This window comes from Eikenella sp., from assembly GCF_057315495.1.
In genome coordinates this window covers 26013-50280 of sequence record NZ_DBHKXY010000034.1, presented here as the reverse complement: position 1 = coordinate 50280, position 24268 = coordinate 26013, and the positions used below count along the sequence as shown (strand labels likewise).

General features: G+C 55.7%; 33 protein-coding genes and 4 tRNA genes. 23 read left to right on the top strand and 14 right to left on the bottom strand.

From position 1 onward, the window contains the following. Positions 1–8 precede the first annotated feature (8 nt). Together ACO6EE_RS05905 and ACO6EE_RS05900 are read left to right on the top strand one after the other, a co-directional pair. Positions 9–95, top strand: a tRNA-Leu gene (locus ACO6EE_RS05905). A 37-nt stretch (positions 96–132) separates the two neighbouring features. Continuing rightward, positions 133–219: transfer RNA gene (locus tag ACO6EE_RS05900), tRNA-Leu, on the top strand. 218 nt (positions 220–437) lie between these two features. Here the strand turns inward: ACO6EE_RS05900 and ubiE are convergent. Genes ubiE through ACO6EE_RS05875 form a run of 5 tightly spaced genes read right to left on the bottom strand, consistent with a single transcriptional unit; the run spans position 438 to position 2918 of the window. Beyond that, on the bottom strand, positions 438–1175 hold the full coding sequence (ubiE, locus tag ACO6EE_RS05895; protein WP_485959911.1) for a bifunctional demethylmenaquinone methyltransferase/2-methoxy-6-polyprenyl-1,4-benzoquinol methylase UbiE: 738 nt from the start codon (positions 1173–1175) through the stop codon (positions 438–440). A gap of 30 nt (positions 1176–1205) precedes the next feature. After that, entirely contained in the window at positions 1206–1562 is a 357-nt protein-coding gene (locus ACO6EE_RS05890; protein ID WP_064105606.1) for a hypothetical protein, read from the bottom strand. 29 nt (positions 1563–1591) lie between these two features. Further along, on the bottom strand, positions 1592–1966 hold the full coding sequence (locus tag ACO6EE_RS05885; protein ID WP_485959910.1) for a hypothetical protein: 375 nt from the start codon (positions 1964–1966) through the stop codon (positions 1592–1594). Further along, positions 1954–2355, bottom strand: coding sequence for a gamma-butyrobetaine hydroxylase family protein (locus ACO6EE_RS05880; protein ID WP_485959909.1), 402 nt, complete (start codon positions 2353–2355; stop codon positions 1954–1956). The genes ACO6EE_RS05885 and ACO6EE_RS05880 overlap by 13 nt, the downstream gene beginning before the upstream one ends. A 26-nt stretch (positions 2356–2381) precedes the next feature. After that, the gene (locus tag ACO6EE_RS05875) at positions 2382–2918 is read right to left on the bottom strand and encodes a GNAT family N-acetyltransferase (protein ID WP_485959907.1); all 537 of its coding nucleotides are present in this window, start codon (positions 2916–2918) and stop codon (positions 2382–2384) included. 182 nt (positions 2919–3100) lie between these two features. Between ACO6EE_RS05875 and ACO6EE_RS05870 the strand changes: the two genes are divergently transcribed. The 18 genes from ACO6EE_RS05870 to ACO6EE_RS05785 all read left to right on the top strand — a co-directional run bounded on the left by ACO6EE_RS05870 (position 3101) and on the right by ACO6EE_RS05785 (position 15394). Then, positions 3101–3457, top strand: a complete 357-nt coding sequence (locus ACO6EE_RS05870) for a hypothetical protein (RefSeq protein WP_485959905.1) — start codon at positions 3101–3103, stop codon at positions 3455–3457. 10 nt (positions 3458–3467) lie between these two features. Next, positions 3468–4268, top strand: coding sequence for an NAD(+) synthase (gene nadE, locus ACO6EE_RS05865; protein ID WP_485960042.1), 801 nt, complete (start codon positions 3468–3470; stop codon positions 4266–4268). Further along, positions 4268–4966, top strand: coding sequence for a YggS family pyridoxal phosphate-dependent enzyme (locus tag ACO6EE_RS05860; protein WP_485960040.1), 699 nt, complete (start codon positions 4268–4270; stop codon positions 4964–4966). The genes nadE and ACO6EE_RS05860 overlap by 1 nt, the downstream gene beginning before the upstream one ends. A gap of 142 nt (positions 4967–5108) precedes the next feature. Beyond that, entirely contained in the window at positions 5109–5627 is a 519-nt protein-coding gene (locus ACO6EE_RS05855; protein ID WP_485959903.1) for a hypothetical protein, read from the top strand. 101 nt (positions 5628–5728) lie between these two features. After that, entirely contained in the window at positions 5729–6523 is a 795-nt protein-coding gene (gene proC, locus ACO6EE_RS05850) for a pyrroline-5-carboxylate reductase (RefSeq protein WP_485959902.1), read from the top strand. A 6-nt stretch (positions 6524–6529) separates the two neighbouring features. Next, entirely contained in the window at positions 6530–7090 is a 561-nt protein-coding gene (locus tag ACO6EE_RS05845; protein ID WP_485959901.1) for a YggT family protein, read from the top strand. Between the two features lie 92 nt (positions 7091–7182). Then, the gene (gene dksA, locus ACO6EE_RS05840) at positions 7183–7599 is read left to right on the top strand and encodes an RNA polymerase-binding protein DksA (protein ID WP_003823010.1); all 417 of its coding nucleotides are present in this window, start codon (positions 7183–7185) and stop codon (positions 7597–7599) included. A 166-nt stretch (positions 7600–7765) separates the two neighbouring features. Further along, positions 7766–7842: transfer RNA gene (locus ACO6EE_RS05835), tRNA-Met, on the top strand. A 6-nt stretch (positions 7843–7848) separates the two neighbouring features. Next, positions 7849–7924 (top strand) — tRNA-Ala (locus ACO6EE_RS05830). A 399-nt stretch (positions 7925–8323) separates the two neighbouring features. Next, on the top strand, positions 8324–9094 hold the full coding sequence (locus tag ACO6EE_RS05825; RefSeq protein ID WP_485959900.1) for a PhnD/SsuA/transferrin family substrate-binding protein: 771 nt from the start codon (positions 8324–8326) through the stop codon (positions 9092–9094). 97 nt (positions 9095–9191) lie between these two features. Continuing rightward, a complete protein-coding gene (locus ACO6EE_RS05820) occupies positions 9192–9482 on the top strand; it encodes an ACT domain-containing protein (protein ID WP_485959898.1) in 291 nt (96 codons plus the stop codon). Between the two features lie 117 nt (positions 9483–9599). Continuing rightward, positions 9600–10412, top strand: coding sequence for an NYN domain-containing protein (locus ACO6EE_RS05815; RefSeq protein WP_485959896.1), 813 nt, complete (start codon positions 9600–9602; stop codon positions 10410–10412). A 26-nt stretch (positions 10413–10438) separates the two neighbouring features. Further along, on the top strand, positions 10439–11794 hold the full coding sequence (locus tag ACO6EE_RS05810; RefSeq protein WP_485959894.1) for a DUF711 family protein: 1356 nt from the start codon (positions 10439–10441) through the stop codon (positions 11792–11794). A gap of 61 nt (positions 11795–11855) precedes the next feature. Further along, positions 11856–12638 carry a tryptophan synthase subunit alpha gene (gene trpA / locus ACO6EE_RS05805; protein ID WP_485959893.1) on the top strand — a complete coding sequence of 261 codons (783 nt, stop codon included), beginning with the start codon at positions 11856–11858 and terminating at the stop codon, positions 12636–12638. A gap of 12 nt (positions 12639–12650) precedes the next feature. Next, the gene (locus tag ACO6EE_RS05800; RefSeq protein ID WP_485959892.1) at positions 12651–12884 is read left to right on the top strand and encodes a colicin immunity protein; all 234 of its coding nucleotides are present in this window, start codon (positions 12651–12653) and stop codon (positions 12882–12884) included. 136 nt (positions 12885–13020) lie between these two features. After that, a complete protein-coding gene (gene accD / locus ACO6EE_RS05795) occupies positions 13021–13884 on the top strand; it encodes an acetyl-CoA carboxylase, carboxyltransferase subunit beta (protein WP_067447199.1) in 864 nt (287 codons plus the stop codon). Between the two features lie 168 nt (positions 13885–14052). Beyond that, on the top strand, positions 14053–15111 hold the full coding sequence (locus ACO6EE_RS05790; RefSeq protein ID WP_485959891.1) for a hypothetical protein: 1059 nt from the start codon (positions 14053–14055) through the stop codon (positions 15109–15111). Positions 15112–15121: 10 nt separating this feature from the next. Then, positions 15122–15394, top strand: a complete 273-nt coding sequence (locus tag ACO6EE_RS05785) for a hypothetical protein (RefSeq protein WP_485959889.1) — start codon at positions 15122–15124, stop codon at positions 15392–15394. A 148-nt stretch (positions 15395–15542) separates the two neighbouring features. Here ACO6EE_RS05785 and ACO6EE_RS05780 read toward each other — a convergent pair whose 3' ends face one another. From ACO6EE_RS05780 to dusB, 5 genes are all read right to left on the bottom strand, one after another. Further along, positions 15543–16622: a T6SS immunity protein Tli4 family protein gene (locus ACO6EE_RS05780; RefSeq protein WP_485959888.1), complete on the bottom strand. Its 1080-nt coding sequence runs from the start codon at positions 16620–16622 to the stop codon at positions 15543–15545. Between the two features lie 142 nt (positions 16623–16764). Beyond that, entirely contained in the window at positions 16765–17247 is a 483-nt protein-coding gene (locus tag ACO6EE_RS05775) for a ProQ/FINO family protein (RefSeq protein ID WP_485959886.1), read from the bottom strand. Positions 17248–17493: 246 nt separating this feature from the next. Continuing rightward, entirely contained in the window at positions 17494–17982 is a 489-nt protein-coding gene (gene purE / locus ACO6EE_RS05770) for a 5-(carboxyamino)imidazole ribonucleotide mutase (RefSeq protein WP_485959884.1), read from the bottom strand. Between the two features lie 62 nt (positions 17983–18044). Then, positions 18045–18284, bottom strand: a complete 240-nt coding sequence (fis, locus tag ACO6EE_RS05765; protein ID WP_049258047.1) for a DNA-binding transcriptional regulator Fis — start codon at positions 18282–18284, stop codon at positions 18045–18047. A 103-nt stretch (positions 18285–18387) separates the two neighbouring features. Then, complete coding sequence (gene dusB, locus ACO6EE_RS05760; RefSeq protein ID WP_485959883.1) at positions 18388–19392, bottom strand: tRNA dihydrouridine synthase DusB; 1005 nt, start codon at positions 19390–19392, stop codon at positions 18388–18390. A 209-nt stretch (positions 19393–19601) separates the two neighbouring features. Between dusB and ACO6EE_RS05755 the strand changes: the two genes are divergently transcribed. The 3 genes from ACO6EE_RS05755 to ACO6EE_RS05745 all read left to right on the top strand — a co-directional run bounded on the left by ACO6EE_RS05755 (position 19602) and on the right by ACO6EE_RS05745 (position 21534). Further along, positions 19602–20201: a dual specificity protein phosphatase family protein gene (locus tag ACO6EE_RS05755; protein ID WP_485959881.1), complete on the top strand. Its 600-nt coding sequence runs from the start codon at positions 19602–19604 to the stop codon at positions 20199–20201. 130 nt (positions 20202–20331) lie between these two features. Then, positions 20332–20547, top strand: coding sequence for a 50S ribosomal protein L31 (rpmE, locus tag ACO6EE_RS05750; protein WP_064090120.1), 216 nt, complete (start codon positions 20332–20334; stop codon positions 20545–20547). A 231-nt stretch (positions 20548–20778) separates the two neighbouring features. Continuing rightward, positions 20779–21534, top strand: a complete 756-nt coding sequence (locus ACO6EE_RS05745) for an endonuclease/exonuclease/phosphatase family protein (protein ID WP_485959880.1) — start codon at positions 20779–20781, stop codon at positions 21532–21534. Positions 21535–21595: 61 nt separating this feature from the next. Here ACO6EE_RS05745 and ACO6EE_RS05740 read toward each other — a convergent pair whose 3' ends face one another. The 4 genes from ACO6EE_RS05740 to ACO6EE_RS05725 all read right to left on the bottom strand — a co-directional run bounded on the left by ACO6EE_RS05740 (position 21596) and on the right by ACO6EE_RS05725 (position 24223). Beyond that, positions 21596–22558, bottom strand: coding sequence for an SPFH domain-containing protein (locus ACO6EE_RS05740; RefSeq protein WP_064084671.1), 963 nt, complete (start codon positions 22556–22558; stop codon positions 21596–21598). Then, complete coding sequence (locus tag ACO6EE_RS05735; RefSeq protein ID WP_485959879.1) at positions 22558–22977, bottom strand: NfeD family protein; 420 nt, start codon at positions 22975–22977, stop codon at positions 22558–22560. The genes ACO6EE_RS05740 and ACO6EE_RS05735 overlap by 1 nt, the downstream gene beginning before the upstream one ends. A gap of 295 nt (positions 22978–23272) precedes the next feature. Then, on the bottom strand, positions 23273–23713 hold the full coding sequence (locus ACO6EE_RS05730) for a protein tyrosine phosphatase family protein (RefSeq protein WP_485959878.1): 441 nt from the start codon (positions 23711–23713) through the stop codon (positions 23273–23275). A 12-nt stretch (positions 23714–23725) separates the two neighbouring features. Continuing rightward, positions 23726–24223 (bottom strand): pyridoxamine 5'-phosphate oxidase family protein, encoded by a 498-nt coding sequence (locus tag ACO6EE_RS05725; RefSeq protein WP_485959876.1) that lies wholly within the window; start codon positions 24221–24223, stop codon positions 23726–23728. Positions 24224–24268: the final 45 nt, after the last annotated feature.

The following is a 24268-nucleotide window of genomic DNA, read 5'->3' as shown; positions in this document are numbered from 1 at the left end:
AAAGCAAAGCCCAGGTGGCGGAATTGGTAGACGCGCCAGCTTCAGGTGCTGGTATCCTCACGGGTGTGGAAGTTCGAGTCTTCTCCTGGGCACCACAACTTGCTTTAATTGAAACCAAAACGGAAATTGCTTGCCCAGGTGGCGGAATTGGTAGACGCGCCAGCTTCAGGTGCTGGTATCCTCACGGGTGTGGAAGTTCGAGTCTTCTCCTGGGCACCAAAGAATCAATAACATCCCGCATGGTTTGAACCTTGCGGGATTTGTTTTCTGCGTATGGATGAGCCAACAAGCGGAAGGCTACCTGAAAAAGGTGTGTGGGTTTTAAGCAGCTTTTGTAGTGTAGTAGGTAGAAGGCCAGCTAAAAACGGACATAGCCGAGAAGAAGGCTACCTGAATATTTTCAGGTAGCCTTTTGCTTTACAAACTACAAGCAGCAATCAGAATTTCACGCCTTTGTGCAGAGCCACTATGCCGGCGCTCATATTGTGGTAGTCCACGCTGTCGAAGCCGGCATCGAGCATCATTTGTTTGAGGGTTTCCTGGTCGGGATGCATACGGATGGATTCGGCCAGGTATTGATAGCTGTCGGCATCTTTGGCGATGAGTTTGCCCATCAGCGGCAGGAGCTTGAAGGAATAGAGGTCGTAGGCCGGAGCGAGCGGCTTGGACACTTTGGAAAATTCCAGCACCAAGAGTGTGCCGCCGGGTTTGAGCACGCGGTGCATTTCTTTGAGGGCGGCGTCTTTGTGCGTCATGTTGCGCAGGCCGAAGGATACGGAAACGAGGTCGAAATAGTTATCCGGGAAGGGCAGTTTTTCGGCATCGCACACGGCCACGGGCAGGAGCAGGCCTTCGTTGAGCAGGCGGTCGCGGCCCACGCCGAGCATGGAGGAGTTGATGTCGGTGAGCCAGACTTCTCCGTCTTTGCCCACGCGTTTGGCCCAACCGCGCGAGAGGTCGCCTGTGCCGCCGGCAATATCGAGCACTTTGCCGCCTTTGGGCACGCGGGCGGTGGTGAGGGTGAAGTGTTTCCACACGCGGTGCAGGCCGCCGGACATCACGTCGTTCATGATGTCGTATTTTTTTGCGACGGAGTGGAATACTTCGGCTACTTTGGCGGCTTTTTCGCTTTCGTTTACGGTGCGGTAGCCGAAATGGGTTTGCTTGTCGGTCATTGTGGTGCTTTCAGGTAGCCTTTGGGCGGGTTACATCAGGTGTTGGCTGGTGGCGCAGCTTTGCAGGCCGGCCACCAGTTTTTGGAAGATTTCCTGGTTTTGGTCGTTGGGGGACAGGCCGGCGCGAATCAGGTCGCGTTTCCATTTTTCGCGGTCGGTATATTGGGCAGAAGCGGTGTCGTAGGCGCAGTGGCAGAGCTTGGAGGCTTCTGCTTGGCTCAATTGGCGTTTGAAGGCTTGCGGATCGAGCGCGCCTTTGACACAGCCTTCGATAAAGCCGTCTTTGGCTTCTTGCTCGGTGACGTTGCTGGCGGCTTTATTGGCAATAAAGTCACAGCCGGCCAGGAGCAAGAAGCTGAGGACGAACAGGGCGGGTTTGGTGGACATAAAGTGCTTTCAGGTAGCCTGCAGAAGGGTTACAGCTGGCCTTTGGAGAAGCGGTCGATACAGGTGGTCATGGCGGCTTGGATTTTGGCTTCCAGCTCTTTATTGTTTTGGTTCAGGCCGTAGCGGATGAGGTCTTTCTTCCACTCTTCGGAGTTGCTGTAGGTGGAGGCGGCTTGGTCGTAGGTGCAGCCGCACAGTTTGGTGGCCGCTTCGTTGTTGATTGAGCCTTTGGAGGATTCAACGGCAGATTTGGCGCAGTTGGTCACGAATTCGCTACGGGCTTTTTGGTCGTCGATTTGTCCGGCGGCATTGTCGGCAACTTTGTCAGCAACTTTATCGCAGCCGGCCAGCAGTAAAACGGAGGCGGCGATGAGGGCGGGGAGGGTGCGGCTTAATGCGGACATTTCTTTCCTTTCGGGATAGCAAGGGTTTGTTCGGTAGGTTCGCGGGAAGCGCCGGCTGCTTCGAGGCGGCGCAGGTAATCGGGCCACATTGTAGCGTATCCGCTTGCCAATTCATACAGGTAGCCCCAGCTGTAGAGGCCGCTGTCGTGGCCGTCGGAGAAGGTGATTTTGAGGGCGTAGTTGCCGGCAGGCTGCAGGTCGGTGATGCTGATGCCGGCTTTGCCGGTTTGCAGTTTGGCTTGCCCGTGCCCGTGGCCGCGTACTTCGGCGCTGGGGGAATACACGCGCAGGTATTCGGCGGACAGGGTGTATTCGGCATCAGGGTAAACCAAGACGAGGCTTTGGCGGCCGGCTTCCAGACGGATTTGTTGCGGCGGCTGGTGGGGCATGGGGTTCCTTTGCTGTGTGATGAAGGCTACCTGAAAATGGGGGCGGCGGCTAATGCGTATAGCAGGGCGGTGTGGGTTTCGCCGGTGAGCTTGGAAAAGAAGTGCTCTATGGTTTGCCGGTGGCGGAAGCCGCATTTTTCCAGCACTTTTTGCGAGGGGATGTTTTCTTGATAAACGCCGGCCAATAGACGGGTGGGTTCCTGCTTTTCAAAAAAATAGGCAATCATGGCTTGCAGGGCTTCGGTGGCATAGCCGTTGCCCCAGAAGCTTTCGCCCAGCCAATAGCCTATTTCGGCTTCGCCTGCGGCCAGTGGCAAATTGCTGTCGTGTGGGAAGAGGAGGCCGATGCTGCCGATGAGTTGATGGTCGGCCAGACAGATGGCGAAGGAATGGGGCTTAAGCAGGATATGTTCGATAATTTCCCGGCTTTCTGCCACGCTTTTGTGCGGCAGCCAGCCGCACATTGCGCCTATCTTGGGATTTTGGGCTTGCGCGTAGAGCGCCGGAGCGTCGGCGAGCGTCCATGGGCGGAGGATAAGGCGGGCGGTGTGCAGGGTTTCCATTGCTTGCTTTCGGGTTGAGCGGCGCAGAAAGCTGCGGTGTTCATTGTTGTTACACTGAGGCTTCGATTTTCAGGTAGCCTCTGCGGAATTTTAGCAGATTGTCGGGCCGGGCTTGTTATTTGGCTTTTGGGCAGATTGGCGATATATTACCCGCTGCCGTGCAACCGAGCGAAGGATGGCAAATGGGCGAGATAGAATTGTTGGTACACATCATCAGATGGCGCGATGAGTTTTCGGCCGATGTTCGGGTGCTGAAGATTGATGCGGATATTTTTGTGCGCCCGAGTTCGATTAGGATTCTACTCAGCCTGCTGCTGCGGAAAGGCTACCTGAAAAATGACGGTAATGATGAAGTGGTGCTCGAAATGGAGTTAAACCGGGCAACTTTGCAAGGCAGGGTGGATGTGAGCGATTCGCTGGGGCGATATTATTATTTGGAAGAGAGTGAAAAGATTGCAGATGAAGCCTGCCTGACTCCGTTGAAAACGTATATCCAACAGGCTGCTAATGCATTATGCGTTGGCGGCTCATCAAAATAGGAAAAACATGATGCAAACCCAAGCTGTTATCCGACACATCAGCCGCTGGCTGGCCGATTATGCCGTGCGCGCGGGCGCGAAAGGTTTTGTGGTAGGTATTTCCGGCGGGGTGGATTCCGCCGTGGTGTCTGCCCTGTGCGCGCATAGCGGGCTGGACGTGTTGTGCGTGGTGCTGCCTATCCGCCAGCAGGCCGACCAGTTGCAGCGGGCTAACGAACACATCGCCGATTTGCAGCGCCGTTTTATGAATGTGCGCAGCCAAACGTTGGATTTAACGCCAACTTTCGAGCAGTTTGAGCACGGCGTGGCCGACACCGCCGCCGCCAATAAAAACCTGGCCATGGCCAACACCCGCTCCCGCCTGCGCATGGCCGCGCTGTATTACTACGGCCAAATCAACGGCCTGCTGGTGGCGGGTACGGGTAATAAGGTGGAAGATTTCGGCGTGGGCTTTTTCACCAAATACGGCGACGGCGGCGTGGATTTAAGCCCGATCGGCGATTTGCTCAAAACCCAGGTATACGCCCTGGCTGAAGCCTTGGAGGTGCTGCCCGCCATCCGCCAAGCCGCGCCCACCGACGGGCTGTGGGACGAAGAGCGCACCGACGAGCAGCAGATGGGCGCGAGCTATCCCGAGCTGGAATGGGCGATGGCGCAAAGCGAAGCCGGCCGCCGCGCCGAAGAATTTGCCGGCCGAGAACGCGAAGTATTTGAGATTTACCAACGCTTGCATCGCGCCGCGCTGCACAAAATCCAGCCCATCCCCGTGTGCAAAATTCCCGGCGAATTATTTGATGAAAAGGAAAAATGATGAGAGTGCTAACCATGAACCTGCACGCCGTGCGCGCCCGCATTTGGGCTGCCGCCGAAGCGGCAGGCCGCCCTGAGCCCGAACTGATTGCGGTGAGCAAAACCTTCCCCGCCGCCGATGTGCGCCTGTTGTGCCAAAAAAGCGCGCAGCGCGATTTCGGCGAAAACTATCTGCAGGAATTTGAAGAGAAAAGCAGCGAGTTGGCCGATATTCCCGATATCTGCTGGCACATCATCGGCCATATCCAATCCAATAAGAGCCGCATCGCTGCCGAACGCGCCCATTGGGTGCACACCATCGACCGCGAAAAAATCGCCCGCCGCCTGAGCGATCAGCGGCCGGAAACTATGCCGCCGCTGCAAGTGCTGATTGAAGTGAACATTGGCGGCGAAGACGTCAAACACGGCGTGCCGCCGCAAGAGGAAACGCTGCGCGAGCTGGCTTTTCAGGTAGCCTCTTTGCCCCGGCTGAAGCTGCGCGGCCTGATGTGCGTGGCACGGCTGGGCAGCAGTGAAGAAGAGTTGCGCCAGCAGTTTGGCCGCATGAATGAATTGCTGAAATTCCTGCAGGCGCAGGGGCTGGATGTGGACGTGCTCTCCATGGGCATGTCGGACGATTTGGAAACCGCCGTCGCTTGCGGTGCCACCCATGTACGTATCGGCAGCGCCATTTTCGGGCAGCGGAATTATAGCGAATAAAGCTTTCAGCTAGCCTTTTGCCGGTTAGGGTAGGCTACCTGAAAACTGTGCCGTACTGTGTGAAGATTCTGTTTTAACTTCGTTGCAGCTGTGGCTTTCAGGTAGCCTCTAGGCTTCCAAAGCCGGCTTGGAAATTGGAAACATGTTTACCCCGCTTTCTGCAGAACAAATCATGGCCAGGCTGCCCAAGCGCGCAGTTGCGGTTAAGCGTTTGGACAAACTGCCGCCTTTGCCTGCGGCGTATCTGTCTTTTGTGCAGCAATGCGAAAGCGTGGAAATCACGCCCGATATCCGGCTTTGGGATTATCCAACCGCGCTTAACGAAAACCGCCGCCTGGGCAGCGAATATTCGGAAGTGGCCGCTCGATATTGGCTGATCGGCGATGCGGGGCAGGGCGATACCTGGTTTATTGGCAAGGAGAGTGGGAGCATTTTGTTTTATGACCACGATCAAGGCGAATACGATGAAGCCGAGGCGCGGTTTGCCGATATGGGCATCGGTTTTATTCCCTTCCTGCAAACGGCCTTTCTTTTGCAAGAGCTTGAAGGGCTGCTCGATGCGCAACCGGAACTCAGCCAGCCAATACAGGATGCTTTCAAAACCCGGATGGATACCATTGCACCGGGTTTGTATGAGCAATATCCGTTTACATATTGGTAGGCAACAGGCTACCTGAAAAGATGCAGATAGGTTTTCAGGTAGCCTGTCGGCAGGTAGATGAGGCTACCTGAAACTTTCAAACCACCACATAAGGAAACATCATGAGCATCTATTTTCTCGGCGCAGGCAATATGGCCTCTGCCATTATCGCTGGCATGAGCCGCGCCGGCGGTTTCGATATCTATGCCATCGACTACAGTGCCGACAAACTGGCCACGCTTGCGCAGCAATACGGTATCGCCACCGCAGCAGAGCTGCCGCCGCTGAATGATAGCGACGTGCTGGTGTTGGCGGTGAAGCCGCAAGATATGCAGGCGGCGCTGCAAAAGGTGCAAACGGGCGGCGCGCTGGTGTTGTCGATTGCCGCCGGGCTGCCGTGTGCGGCCTTGAGCCGCTGGTTGGGCGGTACGCGCCGTATCGTGCGCATCATGCCGAACACGCCGGCGCAGGTGGGGCAGGGTGTGGCCGGTTTGTTTGCCGACAACGGCGCATCCGCAGCCGACCGCGAATTGGCCGACCGCATTATGCGCGCCAGCGGGCAAACCCTGTGGCTGGATAGTGAGGACGGCCTGCACCGCATCACTGGTATCAGCGGTAGTGGCCCGGCCTATGTGTTCTACCTGCTTGAAGCGCTGCAAAACGCCGCAAGGCAGCAAGGTTTCAATGCGGAAGAAGCGCGACAGCTCAGCTTGGCCACCTTCCAAGGCGCGGTGCGGCTGGCTGAGCAGAGCGGGGAAGAGTTTTCCGATTTGCGGCAAAAAGTTACTTCCAAAGGCGGCACCACTTATGCTGCGCTGCAAAGCTTTGAGGCGCACGGTGTGGCCGAAGCGATTGGCGCGGGCGTGGCTGCTTGCGTGGCACGTTCGCAGGAATTGGCCGAACAGCTGGCGGAATAAGGCGGTATGTTTAATCAATTTGTCGCCCTGCTCGCCGATGCGCTGGCCATGCTCCTGTTGGCGCGCTGCCTGCTGCAATACGGCCGTTTGAACTATATGCATCCGCTGGCGCAGTTTTGCTGCCGCAGCAGCGACTGGCTGGTGAAACCGCTGCGTCGGTTGCTGCCGCCCTTGGGCGGCTTGGACAGCGCCTGTATTTTGGCGGCCTGGCTGCTGTATGTGGTGTTGTATTTGTTGTTGTCGCTCATCAATTTGCCGACGGGGATGTTCGGCTGGCAGATCGCAGCGGCTGATGTGTTGCTTGCTGCGCTCGCCCTTACGCGTTCGGCGGCTTATGTGCTGCTGGGCGGTTTGCTGTGGCGCATGGTGCTTTCCTTATCGCAGGCGTATTCGCCGCTGGTGGCGGTGCTCAACCGTGTGTATGAGCCGCTGTGCCGCCCGTTTGCCTTTTTACGCATCGGCCGCTGGGATTTTTCAGGTAGCCTGTTGGCGCTTTTGCTATGGGGCTGGATTGGCTGGGGCTTGCCGGCAATTATCATGCATTTGAATTTTTTGCTCTTGCCATAAGCTGGCGGCTGTTTTATATTCCGCCTTTTTATAAAAGAAGCAGCCGCTGGCGGGAAGGGGCGGTTGGTAGAATTTCACAAAAAGGGTAACTCATGGCAAAACTAACCGAGCAAGACATCATCAACTGGAAAGGCCCGGAAGAGGAGTATATGAATGCCGATCAGCTGGCTTTCTTCCGTGAGTTGCTGGTTAAGCTGCAAGATGAGCTGATTCAAAAGGCGGCCGACACCACCGGCCATCTGCAAAACCATGAAGCTGCTCCCGATCCGGCCGATCGCGCCACGCAGGAAGAAGAATATGCGCTGGAGTTGCGCACCCGCGACCGTGAGCGCAAATTGCTGAATAAGATTCAGGCTTCGCTGCGTCAGATTGATGAAGGCGAATACGGCTACTGCGTTGATACCGGCGAGCCCATCGGCCTCAAACGCCTGCTTGCCCGACCCACCGCTACTTTGTCGGTGGAAGCGCAAGAGCGGCGCGAACGCATGAAGAAACAGTTTGCGGATTGATGCTTCAAACCAACAGGCCGGCGAGTGGAAATGCCGGCCTGTTTGGATTTTGCAAAAGCATGGTGAAAATTAGTTATCTATATAAATCAGGCGGTAGCAAAAAAATTTTGTTTTTGGGTTTGACAGAATTGAAGAAAGCCGTATAATGCGCGCTTTCTGAATGAACGGCGAATTAGCTCAGCTGGTTAGAGCAGAGGAATCATAATCCTTGTGTCCGGGGTTCGAGTCCCTGATTCGCCACCAAATTTCGGGGGTATAGCTCAGTTGGTAGAGCGCTTGCATGGCATGCAAGAGGTCAGCGGTTCGATCCCGCTTACCTCCACCAAATTTCAAAGAGTCGGCTAAAGCAGCCGGCTCTTTTTGCATTTTCAGGTAGCCTTTGCCGTATGGTGTTGGGTATACACACCTGATGTGGCGGAGGAGAATCAATATTGGTAGCAAACCCTTGCCTGATGCAGCTTCTCTCAAATCCATGTCAAGCAAAAAATCACCTATATAGGTGGTTTTTTATCGTAGGTAAAGGTGGTAAGATAATTACATTAGAACGATAATGACTCTTTTCGCCCCTGCTGTTTTGGAACGATAAGGGTAGGGTGCTTGGAATGCAGTTGATGTTTGAATTTCTAAGTTTTCAGGTAGCCTCAATCCAATCTTGAAACACAAACACACATCCTCATTTGTTGTAAATACAGGAATTACCCAGCAAAAACAAGGAAAAAGTTTTATGGTGCAACAAGCTGGAATCAACTTTGTGGTGGCGCCGGACTACCTGCCTGATCATTTCAGCCATTGGTATCTGCTCAGCAGCCATTTGCAGCGCGAAACCGAACTCTCCATCCATCTACATCTGCCTGCTAATACTGAAGAAATACAAGAGCTGGCCGATGTCAGTAAAATGGACATGCTCTATGCCAATGCCTTTGATGCCGTGGCACTGATTAAAGACAAAGGCTATTTGCCGCTGGTGTGCCTGAAAGATAAATTTGATGAAGCCGTGGTGGCCGTATCCGCTGAATCAGAATATCAAAAAATGGAAGACCTGCCGGCTGATGCGCTGATTAAAACCGGTCCCAATCCCGATATCCGCTGCCTTGGCCTGCGTTTGTTGAAACAGGCCGGGTTGGATGTGGAACAGCTTAAAATCGAAGAAGCCGCTACCTTTCCCCAGGCAGCTTCCGCTCTGATTAGGGGCCAAGCACAGGCCGGCTTTTTTATGGCTGGCACCTATGCCCACATGAGCAAGCGCACGCTTGAGCAGCTGCGTGTTTTGCAGGAAAGCAGTTTTGCCGCCGTCACACATATGGTGGTGTTGCATCCCGATTTCGCCGAGCAGCAAGAAGCCCTGCAGCAGGCATTTGCCGAAATGGCCGACAAACCCACCGGCAAAACCACGCTGGAAACATTGGATTTGCCTGCCGGTTTCGCCACCCTCACCCAAGAAGCCGCCGAACAGATGGTGGCTGATGCCGAAGAAAACGGCAAACAGGATGATTGAGCGCGGCCACTGTTTTATGCTTATATCCTAGAGGCCTTTGCGAACACACCGCAGAGCGGCACTTCGCAAAGGCCTCAAATTTTCAAACGGAAATTGAATGACTATGCCCCAGCCCAGCCCCCATTCCATACTCACTATTATCGGCAAAGACCGCATCGGCATCGTTTACGACGTATCCAAACTCTTGGCCGAGCACCAAATCAACATCCTCAATATCAGCCAGCAGCTCATGGGTGAATATTTCACCATGATTATCCTGATGGACACCAGCCGCTGCCCGCAAAGCCGAGAAAAAATGCTGAGCGTGTTCGCCCAAGCCGGTGAGAAGTTGGGCTTGGATATCCGCATGCAAAACGAGGCCTTGTTCAACGCCATGCACCGGATTTAATTTGTAGGCTACCTGAAAAAGGGAATATCTAGATTCATCCAGCCTGTGCCTTCACTGGCAATGCAGTGATTTGAACAGTCTTGCTATTACCTTCAAACTCAAAAATAGGCAACGATAATGTCTAGACACAAGATTAGCTTTAATGTAGCTGAAGAGAAATCCGCGCGACTAGCGGTATTGATTGATGCCGATAATGCATCTGCACAATCTATTAATGCCATCTTGGAAGAAACCGCCAAATTCGGCGAAGCGGTGGTAAAACGTATCTATGGCAACTTTGTTGGCGATAATGGTAAATGGAAAGCTGTTATTAACGAACATGCCATCAAGCCGATTCAGCAGTTTGCTTATACCACGGGTAAAAATGCTACCGACGGCTTCATGATTATCGATGCAATGGATTTGCTTTATACAGATCGGTTTGATGGTTTTTGCCTCGTATCGAGTGATAGTGATTTTACCGCGCTGGCTATTCGGTTGAAGGAGCAAGGCGTAACAGTTTACGGCTTTGGTAAAAAGCAAACACCGGAAGCTTTTCGTAATGCATGCAGCCAGTTTATCTATGTGGAAAATCTGATGCCGGAAGCTGTGGGAAAAATGGCAAATGCTGAGCAATCCAAAAAAGCAGTATTGGTACAAACCACTTCTCATGTTGCAGATACCACAAACCAAATAACAGAAGAGTTGCCGAAAATACCGCTTCCTTTGGAAACCATACATAAAGTTTTTGAACAGTTTGATGATGAATGGATTACTGCTGCCGCTTTGGGGTCAACTTGGAAACGTTTACAGGTTGATTTTGATCCGCGTACCTATGGTTGCAAAAAACTTACTGATTTAGTAAAGAAATATTCAGAGATATTTGCATACCAGATGCGCAAAAGTGTTGAGGGGACCCATGGAAATATGTATGTCAAACTCAAAATCTAACCCAACAATATAAAGGCTACCTGAAAATGTCCCTTCGCTTTACCGAAATCCTCGAAACCGTCCGCATGGTGGCCGATCAAAACTTCGACGTGCGCACGCTTACCATCGGCATCGACCTGCACGATTGCATTTCGCCCGATATCGATCAGCTAAACCAAAATATCTACGATAAAATCACCCGCGTTGGCAAAAACTTGGTTCAGGTAGCCTGCGAGCTGTCGGCCAAATACGGCGTGCCGATTGTGAACCAGCGCATTTCCGTAACACCCATCGCCCAAATCGCCGCGGCCACGGGGGCGGACAGCTACGTTTCCATCGCGCAAACGCTGGATAAAGCAGCCAAAGCCATCGGCGTGTCGTTTATCGGCGGCTTTTCCGCGCTGGCACAAAAAGGCATGTCACCTTCGGATGAAGTGCTGATCCGTTCCATCCCCGAAGCGATGAAAACCACCGATATCGTGTGCAGCTCGGTCAATATCGGCAGCACCCGCGCCGGCATCAATATGGATGCGGTGAAGCTGATGGGGGAAACCATCAAACGCACAGCAGAAATCACGCCCGAAGGTTTCGGCTGCGCCAAAATCGTCGTGTTTTGCAACGCGGTGGACGACAATCCGTTTATGGCGGGCGCGTTCCACGGCGCGGGCGAAGGCGATGTAATGCTGAACGTGGGCGTATCCGGCCCCGGTGTGGTGCAGGCCGTGTTGGCGGATTGCGATGGCAAGGATTTGACTGAAATTGCCGAAATCGTGAAGAAAACCGCGTTTAAAATCACGCGGGTGGGCGAACTGATCGGGCAGGAAGCGGCACGCCGTCTGAATATTCCGTTCGGCATTTTGGATTTGTCGCTTGCGCCCACGCCCGCCGTCGGCGATTCCGTCGCCCGCATTCTGGAAGCCATGGGCCTGACCGTCTGCGGCACGCACGGCACCACCGCCGCACTCGCACTGTTGAACGACGCCGTGAAAAAAGGCGGCATGATGGCATCGTCCGCCGTGGGCGGCCTGAGCGGCGCGTTCATCCCCGTGTCGGAAGACGAAGGCATGATTGCGGCGGCGGAAAGCGGCGTGCTGACGCTGGACAAACTCGAAGCCATGACCGCCGTATGCTCGGTGGGGCTGGACATGATTGCCGTGCCGGGCAACACCTCAGCCGCCACCATTTCCGGCATCATCGCCGATGAAGCCGCCATCGGCATGATCAACAGTAAAACCACCGCTGTGCGCATTATTCCCGTAACCGGCAAGGGCGTGGGAGAAAGCGTGGAATTCGGCGGGTTGCTGGGCTACGCGCCGATAATGCCGGTGAAGGAAGGAAGCTGCGAAGTGTTTGTGAACCGCGGAGGGCGGATTCCCGCGCCGGTGCAGTCGTTGAAGAATTAAACCAACGGCTAGTTGAAACCTTTTATTTGGTTTTCAGGTAGCCTCAGATATGGATGAAATCATGAGCAGAATTAAACAAGTTTTTCAAAATGCCGATACACATAAAACCTTGGTTGCCTACATCACCGCCGGCGACCCAAACCTTGAAACCACGCTGGAGCTGATGCACAGCCTGGCCGCCAACGGTGCGGACATCATCGAGCTGGGCGTGCCGTTTTCCGACCCGATGTCGGACGGCCCCACCATCCAGCGTGCGGCCGAACGCGCCTTGGCCAACGGAGTTACTCTGAAAGACGTATTGGAAACCGTGCGCCGCTTCCGCCAAAGCAACCAAAGCACGCCTGTGGTGCTGATGGGCTACCTGAATCCGATTCACAAAATGGGCTATGAGCCATTTGCCCGTGCCGCCAAAGAGGCCGGCGTAGACGGCGTACTCACGGTGGATAGCCCGATTGAAACCGTGGCTCCGCTGCATAACGCGCTCAAAGCCGCAGGGCTCGACACCATTTTCCTGGTTGCCCCCACCACCGGCGAGGAGCGGATGGCTGAAATTGCCAAGCTGGCTTCCGGCTTCGTGTATTACGTATCGCTCAAAGGCGTTACCGGCTCGGCCAGCCTGAACACCGCGGAAGTGGCGGAAAAAGTGGCTGTGCTGCGCCGCCATGTGCCGCTGCCGATTTGCGTGGGCTTCGGCATCTCCGATGTCGAGAGCGCGCGGCAAGTCGCCGCTGTGGCCGATGGCGTGGTGATCGGCAGCCGCATTGTGAAAGAAATCGAAGCCAACCCCGGCCGCGAAGTCGAAGCTGCTGTCAAGTTGTTGAAAAGCCTGAAAGAAGCCATCTGAGGCTACCTGAAAATGACGCGGGACGAATTAATCGACTTAGGGCAGCGCATCTTGGTGGAAGAAGACGATGATGTGTTGGACGGTTTGATAGCAGAGTTTGACCGCAACGTGCCCCATCCCGAAGGCAGCAGCCTGTTTTTCTACCCCGAAGGGTGGAACGCCCGCAGCGGTGATCCGGCGGATTACGCGCCCACGGCGGAAGAAGTGGTGGATGCCTGTTTGGCCTACCGCCCGATTTGCCTGTAAAACTGCCGCCCGCAGCCGGGCAAAATCCTTGCGGTCTTTACAAAACTTGCCTAAACCGCCGCTATTGGCTACTATCCCGCCCGGCTGTTGCCCCGAGTGGCAAACCAAACCTAATTAGGAGCAAATGGAGTAAATCATGAGTTGGCTCGATAAAATCCTCCCCCCGAAAATCAAACGCGAAGACAGCGGCAAATCCGGCGTGCCGGAAGGCCTGTGGCGCAAATGCCCGGCCTGCTCTGAAGTGCTGTATGCCTCCGATTTGGAAGAAAACCACCAAGTTTGCCCCAAGTGCAACCACCATAATCCGCTCAGCGCCCGCGAGCGGCTGGATCTGCTGTTAGACGAAGCAGGCCGCGAAGAAATCGGCGCCGAGGTGAAGCCCACCGATATTCTGAAATTCAAAGACAGCAAAAAATACCCCGACCGCCTCAGTGCGGCGCGCAAAGCCACCGGCGAAAACGATGCATTGGTGGTGATGAAAGGCGAAATGGACGGGCTGCCCGTGGTGGTGGCTGCATTTGAATTCCGCTTTATCGGCGGCTCGATGGGCTCGGTGGTGGGCGAACGTTTCGTGCGCGGCGTGCGTGAGGCTGCGGAAAACGGCTGCTCCTTTATCTGCGTGGCCGCTTCCGGTGGGGCGCGGATGCAGGAAGGCCTGAGCTCGCTGATGCAGATGACCAAAACCAGTGCCGTGTTGCACTTGTTGAGCGATAAACAGCTGCCATTTATTTCCGTGCTCACCGACCCGACCATGGGCGGCGTTTCTGCCAGCTTTGCCTTTTTAGGCGACGTGGTGCTGGCCGAGCCGAACGCGCTGGTGGGCTTTGCCGGCCCGCGCGTGATCGAGCAGACCGTGCGCGAAAAGCTGCCCGAAGGATTCCAGCGTGCCGAATTCCTGCTGGAAAAAGGCGCCATCGACCAGATTGTGGACCGCCGTGAAATGAAAGCGCGCATCGCCAAACTTATTCGCCTGCTGCGCAACCAGCCGGTGGCGGCTTAGTTGGGAGAGATATGAAGGGAAACAGGCCGGAGCAATCCGGCCTGTTTTTTGTTTGCTGTTTCAGAATGGCGAGGGGCTACCTGAAAGGGATAAATTGTTTCAGGTAGCCTCTCGCTAGGCTGCCTGCTTTCGCTATAATTCTGAACAGCCTGGCTATGAAAGAACCGCATGAATCACCTGAAATATTTGTTTGGTGTAATTGCCATCCTAATCCTGTCTGTTGTTTCTACGCTGTATCTGTTCCCAGAATGGCTGAAACAGCGCGAAATCCGTGCTGCCGAAGCCGACTTGGCCTTGCTGGCCGCCCCGCCTGCGCCGCCGCCGTCTGTGAAAAATGGTATAGACGCGCTGTGGCTGTTGGAATACCGGACTATCGATGATGCCGAGCGCGCCGATTTGATGCGCCGCTTCGGCCATATCATCCAAGGCGATAGCGATGCTTTTAAGCAGCATCAAGAATTAGCGGCCAAACGCCTGCCGCTGTCTGATGGCGACGCATTGAAACTTACCGGCACGGCCGCGCAATATTTGGTCGGAATCCGCGCACATCTGCCGCAATACCGTGCCGAGGCGGGAAAACAGGCTGAACTGTTTGCCAATGTGGGTAAACTGGCCGATTACGACACCTTCGCCCCGCATGATTGGCCAAATGATGAAGCAGATTTGGGCGAAATACGCCTGCCTCGTTTTGAATTGATCTTCCGCAGCCATGCCGTAGCCGCGCTGGATTGGGCGCAGGGCAGCGAACATGAAGCCTGGCGGCGTGTCTGCCGTAATATCAAAACCGGCCGCAGCCTGCTGCACAGCCGCCCCGGCCTAATTTACCCCATGATTGGTAACGCCGTTATCCTCCGCAATACCGACTTGGCAGTACAAATGCTGTATGAAAAACCTGAATGGGCCAACCGCCTGCCTGCTGAATGCGGCGGCATGTTTGATGTGCTGACCGAACAAGAACAAAGCATCTGCCTGGCAATACAAGACGAATTCCGTTTATTTGCCAACTTACAGCACAAATTGGAAAACGAAGTGCAGCAGATGACACTCAGGCCAATCGTATGGCCCCAGAGTATTGGATACGGCACACAGCCTCGCCATGGCGGCGCCGTATTATGTTGCCTGCTGCAAGCCGGAAGCCGCTGCGATTTTGCAGGCCGACCAGAAAGCGCCATGGCAGCCGTTGTCGGAAAAAACACTGATCGAAAAATGGGCGTGTGTGAGGAATAGCGTTGGTTGTTTGACTTCTGATATCGCGATACCTTCGTTTGGCGAATACGTCTACCGCCTGCAAGATACCGCCATGCATCAGCGCGCTTTCCAAGCAGCCTTGGCCTTATACCTCCTGCCGGTTGACAATCGCCGTGCTGCTTTGGAGAGTATATTGACCGAACATTCTTCCCCATCGCGCAAATTGAGATGGAATGAACAGGAACGGATGATTTATTTTGATGCATACAGCCCAAACAAGGCTCCGGATCCGATTCCGTTGAACTTGGATGCGGGAAGATAGGCTTTGGCTGGTCTGAAAAAAGATAAGCTGCCGGCAGACTAATTTGCCTGTGCTAAGGAAAGTGGCAATAGCTGTGGCACCCTCGATAAATCAAGGCTACCTGAAACAGAAAAACCGTTTCAGGTAGCCTTTTGCTTGGGCTGCCGGTTTATTCCACCGGTTTGAGGGTGGCCAGGACGGTGTCCCAAATGGCGAGGATTTCCTGCTGGCTGCGTTTGGTACCGTCAAAGGTTTCGGTGCCGAAGGGCATCATCACGAGGAGGTGGTCGCTTTCGCGCTCCCACCTAAGCAGGTAGTGGTTGCCGTCCCAGCGGCTGATTTTTTCGTAGCCGGGCATGCCGTTGATGGTGCGCGGGCCTTGTCGGATGGCGCGGGCAGTGAGCGATTGCATCAGGCCTTTCAAGCCTTCGGTGTCGGGATGGTTGCGGCCGTTGGCGATGGAAGCGCCGCGCGGGTTGCGGCCGTGGGAGATGATGATGTAGGTGTCGTCTTGGCCGGCGAAATAAACACGGGAGCTGCCTTTAAAGGGGGTGTCTCCGTTGTCGGCGAAGAAGCCGTCGGGGATGCACACGCCTTGGTGTTTGGGCACTTCGTATGGTTGGCGTTCGCGCAGGCGGGAGGTGAGGTCGCGGCGCATTTCATGCGTTGCTTTGTTGAGCAGTGAGCGTTCCTGTTCACGCCAGTTGTTCGGCTCTGTGCCGCCCGGGGTGGGGATTTTTAATTCGCCGTCGGTGTGGAAACCGCCGTTTGGGCCGAGCTTGACGATGAGCTCGGCATCGTAGCGGATGCCGAGACTGGCACTCAGGCGGCTGCCGTCGAACATGGGGGTTTTGCGGGTGAATTGCAGGAAGGCGCGGCCGGGGATGAGCTCGCGCTCGCCGATATAGCCTTCACCATGGCCGGTACTCCGCTCAAAATAGCGGTTAAATCCGCCTTGCCGCCTTTTGGTGAGGATGACGTTGAGGAAACGCCAATCGTCGACGTAGTGATTGATTTGCCAGTCGTTGTAGCGGTAGCTTTCGGTTTGGCCTTGGTTTCTTGAGCCGTAGCGGCGCTCGGCAGGCAGGCGCATTTGCACGCGGCCGGCGCAGTAGGGCTGGGCAGTCCAATAGGCGGTGTTGATCATGGAGGTGTCGGTGGGCTGGTCGGCGGTGGGCGGGGGCAGGGGGTTACCGGCACAGGCAGCGAGCAGTAGGGCGGCGATGGGGAGGAGGATAGGTGCACGCATGTGGTGTTCCTTTATGTGGGATTAGAGTTTGGGGCTACCTGAAAGTTTCAGGTAGCCTGTCGTTGTGTGTATTCGGTAGTGCCATCTTAAACACAGCAAAAGGCTACCTGAAAATTTCAGGTAGCCTTTATGGGCCATAGATTTATTCGGCTGCCGGGGCGGCAGGGGTTTCTGTGGCGGGCGCAGCCGTTTCCGCTGCGGCTTCGGCAGGCTGTTCGGCAACGGCGGCTTCAACCTCGGCCGCTTGTTGTTCGGCCTGCTTGGCGGCTTGGCGGGCAAGCATTTCCTGCACGGCGGGGTGTTGCTGGGCGATGGCCTGCTCTTCGGGGCTGACTTCGCCTTTGAAGCGGTTGTTCAAATCGAAGCGCTTGCCGCCGCGTGCCAGCGATTTGAGGTAGCGCGGGCGGCGGCAGTGGTTAGAAAGCACGCGGGCGATTAGGGCAGGATCGTATTGGGGCAGGGCGGCAACGAGGTCTTTGTCGATGCCCAAGGCCAGGGGTTTGAAGCGTTTGAATACGTCGTATTTGCCGTAGATGTGGTCGGCAATCAGATCGGTTTGCTTTTTCTTGCTCATGGTCTGCACGGCAGATTTGAGGGCGGCTCCCAAGGCGGTTTCTTGTGTCATGGCAGGTTCTCGGTTAGTGGGATAGTGGGTGGATTGTGGCACAGCTTGGCAGTTTTGGCGAACAATCCTTGCGTTTTTGTCGGTTTGTGCGGCTTTGTCTGGCAATAATTGCTATTTTGGCCTGGAGGCAGGGTTGCTTTCAGGTAGCCTGGAATGGCCTGGCTTTGTGGCGGCAGCTATTTCTTTCATATCGGGCAGCAAACTGCAGGGGCACAGTCAGCACAAGGCAAGAAAGCAGGGTTTGCGCTATTCGGCTTCAGGCAGCTCCATGGCCAGCACGGTTTGGCGCTGGGTTTCACGGAAATCGGCGAGTTTTTGCGCGATGGCGGCATCATGGTTGGCGAGCAGGGCAGCGGCAAAGAGGGCGGCGTTGGCGGCGCCGGCCTCGCCGATGGCAAAGGTGGCCACGGGGATACCTTTGGGCATCTGCACAATAGAGAGCAGGGAGTCTTCGCCGCGCAAATATTTGCTGGGCACAGGCACGCCGAGCACTGGCAGGGTGGTTTTGGCAGCCACCATGCCGGGTAGATGGGCAGCACCGCCGGCACCGGCAATGATGGCCTGCAGGCCGCGCTCGCGGGCGGTTTCGGCGTATTCAAACATCAAGTCGGGCGTGCGGTGGGCGGAAACCACGCGGGTTTCGCAGGCGATGCCGAATTGTTTGAGCACGGCGGCGGCGTGCTGCATCACGGTCCAATCGCTGTTGCTGCCCATGATGATGCCGATTTGGGTCATTTAGTGTTCCTTGTGGTTTGGAGTAAGAGGTTACCTGAAAAATATTGGCCATGGCGCGGCGGCTAAATCAAGCCGTAGGCGCTGAGCTTTTTGCGCAGGGTGTTGCGGTTTAGGCCGAGCACTTGGGCGGCTTTGGATTGGTTGCCTTCGCAATGCGCCATCACGCAGCGCAAAAGAGGCAGTTCTACTTGCTGCAACACCATTTGATACACGTCGTGCGCCGGTTGGCCGTCGAGATCGGTAAAGTATTGCTGCAGGCTGTTTTCGATGCAAGTAGTGATATGGCTGTTCTGACGGAGCATTTTGCTCTCCTTTTATTATTGTGGTGTAAAAATGGGGTGGCAAACCGGCACATGATGTGGCAGCAGGTGCTTCAGGCTTTCCCTTAGTACGGTTTGCAGTGTTTCAGGCCTGCCGCCAGGGGCAGGGCCAGTATTCGTGTTGCTCGGACTGCGCGGCCAAAAAAGCGGCCAGCTCGTTGTATTGCGCTTCGGCACTCTCCAGCGCGTTGAGGCGACGGCGTTCGGCTTCGCCCTCCGGCAGGTCGGCTAGGTACCAGCCAATGTGTTTGCGGGCAATACGCATACCGACCACTTCGCCGTAGAAGCCGTGCATGGCGCGGATATGGCCGAGCAAGGCTTCGGAGGCTACCTGAAAAGGTATCGGCGGCGGCAGGCTGCCGTGCGCGAGGTAGTGCGCCACATCGTGAAACAGCCAAGGCCGGCCTTGGGCGGCGCGGCCGATCATCACGCCGTCGGCGCCGGTTTTGGCCAATACGCGCGCGGCTTTCTGCGGGCTGTCGATATCGCCGTTTACCCACACGGGAATGCTTAGGCGGCGTTTGGCTTCGGCAATCAGGCCGTATTCGGCTTGGCCGCGATACATCTGGGTGCGGGTGCGGCCGTGGATGGCGATGGCGGCAATGCCGGCGTCTTCGGCCATGCGGGCAATGGTGAGGATGTTTTTGTGTTCGTCGTGCCAGCCCAGCCGTGTTTTGAGCGTAACCGGCACATCCAGCGCGCGCACCACGGCATTTAAAATTTCGGCCACCAAGGGCTCATTTTGCAGCAGGGCGCTGCCGGCCTGCACTTGGCACACTTTCTTGGCCGGGCAGCCCATATTGATGTCGATAAGCTGCGCACCCTGCGCCACGTTGTAGCGGGCGGCTTCAGCCATTTGAGCCGGGTTGCTGCCGGCAATCTGCACGGCAATCACCCCGCTTTCGCCGCTGCGGTCGATGCGGTTGAGGGTTTTGCGCGTGTTTTGCAGATCGGGGTTGCTGCTGATCATTTCGCCCACTGTCCAGCCAGCGCCGAATTGCCGTGCCAGCATACGGAACGGTTTATCGGTGATGCCGGCCATCGGTGCGAGCGCCACGGCGGGGGAAACAGTATAGGGGCCGATTTGCATAAAGCTGAACTGCTGTAAATTGGGAATTGTACATTTTTTAGACAAAGCCTCCAAGTGTGGCGGCGGTTGTCGGAACGGGCATGCTTATTTACAATGCGTGCCGTTATTGTTTTTCAGGTAGCCTGCGATTGCGAAGAAGGCTACCTGAAAGTTTCATTTGAATAGCGTGTTACAGAATTAAATAAAGAGATTACGCAATGGGAACAAAAATGAATAAAACCTGTTTGGGCGGACTGTTGCTGGCACTTATGCTGAGTGCCTGTGCGCAGCCGCAGGCACAGGTGCAAACGCCGCCGGCCGGGCAGCCGGCTTGGGCGGAGCAGGTGAGCAAGGCGGCTAATCTGTATCGGGTGGACGACAAACTCTACCGCAGCGAGCAGCCGGTGGCAGAAGATGTGGCGCTGTTGCAATCTTTGAATGTGAAAAGCGTCGTGAATCTGCGCTACTTCAATCGTAGCGGCGACCGCAAAGTATTGGCCGACCGGGGTATCTCGCTGTTCAACCGCCCGTTGCTCACTTGGCGGATTACGCCGCAGCAGGTGGCCGAAACGCTATATTTGATTGAACAGCAGCAGGCTGAAGGGCCGGTGTTGATCCATTGCTACCACGGCGCCGACCGCACCGGCCTGATTGCCGGCATGTACCGCATCATCTACCAGGGCTGGACGGTGGAGCAAGCCAAAAACGAAATGCGCCACGGCCCCTACGGCTTCCACAGCATCTGGCGCAATATCGAGGATTTGTTTACCGAAGAGAACGTGCGCCAAGTGCGGACACATTTGCAGCAGTTGCGTTCGCAGCCTAAATAGCCGAAAAATAAGTTTCCAGGTAGCCTAATATGCGCGCAGCCTATTGCCTTAATGGACGTTTTTAAGTACAATCCGCCGCTTGTCTGTAGTATAGGCAAATTCCCTATACCCGCTTTTTAAAGGAAAAACCATGAAACCTGAAATTCATCCTGACTACCACGAAGTCAATGTTACCTGCTCTTGCGGTAACAAATTCACCACTAAATCTGCCATGAGCAAAACCGAATTCAACATCGAAGTTTGCTCTGAGTGCCACCCGTTCTACACTGGTAAACAGAAGATCGTGGATAGCGCCGGCCGTGTGGACAAATTCAATCAGAAATACGGCAATATGTTCAAACGCTAATTTGCTGCCGTGTTTCCCCGAGGCTGCCGAGAGGCGGCCTTTTGTTTTGCCCGGAATAGGGAGGGATGACAGGAAGCAGATGCCAAGCAGGCTGGATACAATAGAAATGAAAAGTTTTGACTGAAGCAGTTGGAAAATGGCATAGACAGGCCATATTTAGCAGAGTATTGCAGGTTGGCACATAAGATGCTACCTGAAAAACAGCATTAAATTTCTTTGCCACGCCACACCATGAGCCGCGCCGTTTCCATCACCACCTACAATATCCACAAAGGCATGTCGCCGCTAAATCGGCGGCTACAACTGCCGCAAATGGTCGATGCCCTGCAGCATCTCGACACTGACATCCTGTTTTTACAGGAAGTGCAGGGCGTACACCACAAACGGCAGCAGAACGTGCCCGAATTTCCTGCCGAGCCACACGGCGAAGTGATCGGCCGGCAGCTCGCTTTTGCCTGCAGCTACGGCCAAAACGCCACCTATGCCGGCCGCCACCACGGTAACGCCATTCTCAGCCGCCTGCCGCTGCAGATGCACACCAATCTAAACGTATCGGTCAACCGGCTCGAACAACGCGGCGTGCTGCATTGCGAAATTCAGCCGCCCGGCTGGGATAGGTCGCTTATCTGCCTCTGCGTGCACCTCAACCTGCGCGAAACCGACCGCAAACGGCAATATCGCACCATTGCGGATTACATCGAACACCAAATCCCTCCCGATGCCCCGCTGATTCTTGCCGGCGACTTCAACGACTGGCGGCAACGCTCATGCAGTCGTTTTGGCCAGCTGCTCGGCTTAGACGAAGCCTTCGCCGATTTTTCCTCCGGGCGGCCGAAAACCTTCCCCGCAAGGCTGCCCATACTCAGCCTAGACCGTATCTACACTCGCCACCTAACCGTATTAAGCGCAGTAAGCCACCAAGGCCTGCCGTGGCAACAACTCTCCGACCACCTACCACTCTCAGCTGTGGTTGAACCGAAATGGTAGGGATTAATAACAAAAGGATACCTGAAACTATTTCAGGTAGCCTTTGTACATTCCGTACCAATTAAGCCGCAGGTGTTTTGCCTTGTTGGCCTTTGATGATGCTCATCCCGGCGGAGACGAGGCCGCCGATGTCGGCCACGTTGGCGGGCATAATCAGGGTGTTGCCTTCTTTGGCCAGTTTGGCGAAGGCGTCCACGTATTGTTCGGCCACTTTCAGATTAACGGCTTCGTTGCCGCCGGGCTGGTTGATGGCGTCGGCCACCAGACGGATGGCGTCGGCGCTGGCTTGCGCCACCAGTTTCAGGGCTTCGGCTTCACCTTGGGCGCGGTTGATGCGGGCCACTTTTTCGCCTTGCGAGGCGTTGACGGCGGCTTGGGCTTCACCTTCGGATTTTTTGATTTCGGCTTCGCGCTCGCCTGAAGCAAGGTTGATTTGCTCGATTTTCAGGCCTTCGGATTGGGCGATGCGGGCGCGTTTTTCTCGTTCGGCGGTGATTTGCGCCTGCATGGCGCGCAGGATTTCCTGCGGCGGAACGAGGTCTTTGATTTCGTAGCGCAATACTTTCACGCCCCAGGATACGGCGGCTTCATCGAGCGAGGCGACCACGGTGCGGTTGATGTCGTCGCGCTCTTCGAAGGTTTTGTCCAACTCCATGCGGCCGATAACGGAACGCAGGGTGGTTTGGGCGAGCTGGGTGATGGCGGTGATGTAGTTGCTGGAGCCGTAGGAGGCCAGTTTGGCGTCGGTTACTTGAAAGTAGATGATGCCGTCTACGGTGAGCTGGGTGTTGTCGCGGGTGATACACACCTGGCTGGGCACATCCAGCGGAATTTCTTTGAGCAGGTGCTTGTAGGCCACACGGTCGAGGAAGGGGATGAGGAAGTTGAGGCCGGGGTTGAGCACGGCATGGAAGCGGCCGAGCCGCTCCACCACATAGGCTTCCTGCTGCGGCACGACGGTGAAGGCTTTAAAGCCGAATACAACGATAACGGCAAACAGGATTGCCAGGGTAACGATATCCATCAGTTTTCATCCAGAGGTTGCAAAATCAAGATGTTGCCGGATTTTCCGGCGATGCGTGCGGCTTGGCCGGCATGGGCGGGGAAGGGGGCTTCGGCCTGCCAATAAGTGCCGCGATACTGCACGAGCCACAGGCTGCCGGATTGGGGCTGGTGCAGCAGCACGGTGTTGCCGATGTCTAAATCGCCTTCGGCATCGGCAGCGTGGGCGCGGCGGTTGCGCCGGATGCGGTACACAGCGGCGATGCCGGCCGCGGAAAGCAGCACGGCCACCAGCAGCGATACGCCGCTGCCCGCGCCGAGCCAGGCAGCCACGCCTGCGCCGAGCAGGGCGATGCTGACCACCAGCAGGTAGAACGTGCCGCTGAACATTTCGAGAACGAACAGGGCGGCTGCGGCGATAAACCAATACCAATAGTGCATGGGCGGCTCCTTTTTTGTGTGGGCGGGGCTTGAGCTTTGCTGAATCTCTACTTGGGCTATACCAAGACATTTTTTAAGGTAGTTTCAGGTAGCCTTTAGCCTGCCGGATGAGGCTACCTGAAAACGGTCTGCCCAAAGTTTTATTGCATCTGGCCGGGTTTTAACTTTGTTGAAGCAGAGGCGTTGGCTTTGCAGAAACGCTGATTCACTCGTTTCAGGTAGCCTTTGGATGGTAGATGAGGCTACCTGAAAGGTTTCGCTGCACCAAAGTTAAGATTGCGCAGGCCAATCCAGCCTATGCTTGTGCTTCCTGCAAACGCGGCAGGGCGGCAGTGAGGTCGATGCCGGCGGCGGCAGCGGTTTGCACCAGCTGGCGCGGGTCTGCACCTTGGGCGGCCTGCCCCATGGCCCACAAGAAACTGCTGCGGGTGCCGCTGCGGCAGTAGGCAAGGGCGGGCGCGGGGTGCTCGGCCAGGTGTTTGGCAAACTGTGCGGCGGCGGCGGCATCGATTTGCGGCATGAGCATGGGCTGGTGAATAACGTGCCGGATGCCGGCTTCGGCTGCCCAATGGCGGATTTGCTCGAAGCTGGTCTGGCCGGGCTCTTCGCCGTCGGGGCGGTTGCAGATGATGGTTTGCACGCCGGCAGCGGCGGCGGCGAGGATGTCTTGGCGGCTGATTTGCGGCGAAACCAACAGGTCGGGAGCAAGGGCGGGGAAGGGGGCTTGGTTTGACATGGTTTTCCTTGGTTATGAATGGGTGGTTTTGGCTCGGACGAGCTCGATGGATTCTTTGGCAGTGAGGTGGTCGATTTCTAGAACCATCATTTTCACATAATCAAAATGTTTGCCAATATAGGGCAGGAGGCCGTTTTGGCCGGGGGAGTATTTGTGCCCCACGGCTTCGAGCGCGGCCTGTTTTTCGGCGGGGTCGGTGACGGTGCGTACTGTGCCGAACACGATGGCGCTGCGGAAATAGGTGGTGAATTCCTGCGGCACGATGTCGTTGAGATCCACCACGCAGAAGGAAACGTGGTTGTCGCGCGCGAGCAGCTCGTGTTTATGGCCTGCGGGCGCGCCGTGCAGGATGATTTTGCCTTCGTGGTAAACGTAGCTGATCGGCACGGCGTAGGGATAGCCGTTGTCGCCGTGCAGCGCGAGCACGCCGGATTTGCCGCGCTGCAAAATGGCGATGGCTTCTTCGTTGGATAGCTGTTGGTTTGCGTGTTTCATTTCTCTGAAAGACATGATTTTCTCCTCAGTTAGGTTTAGGCCGGCCGGTTTCAGGTAGCC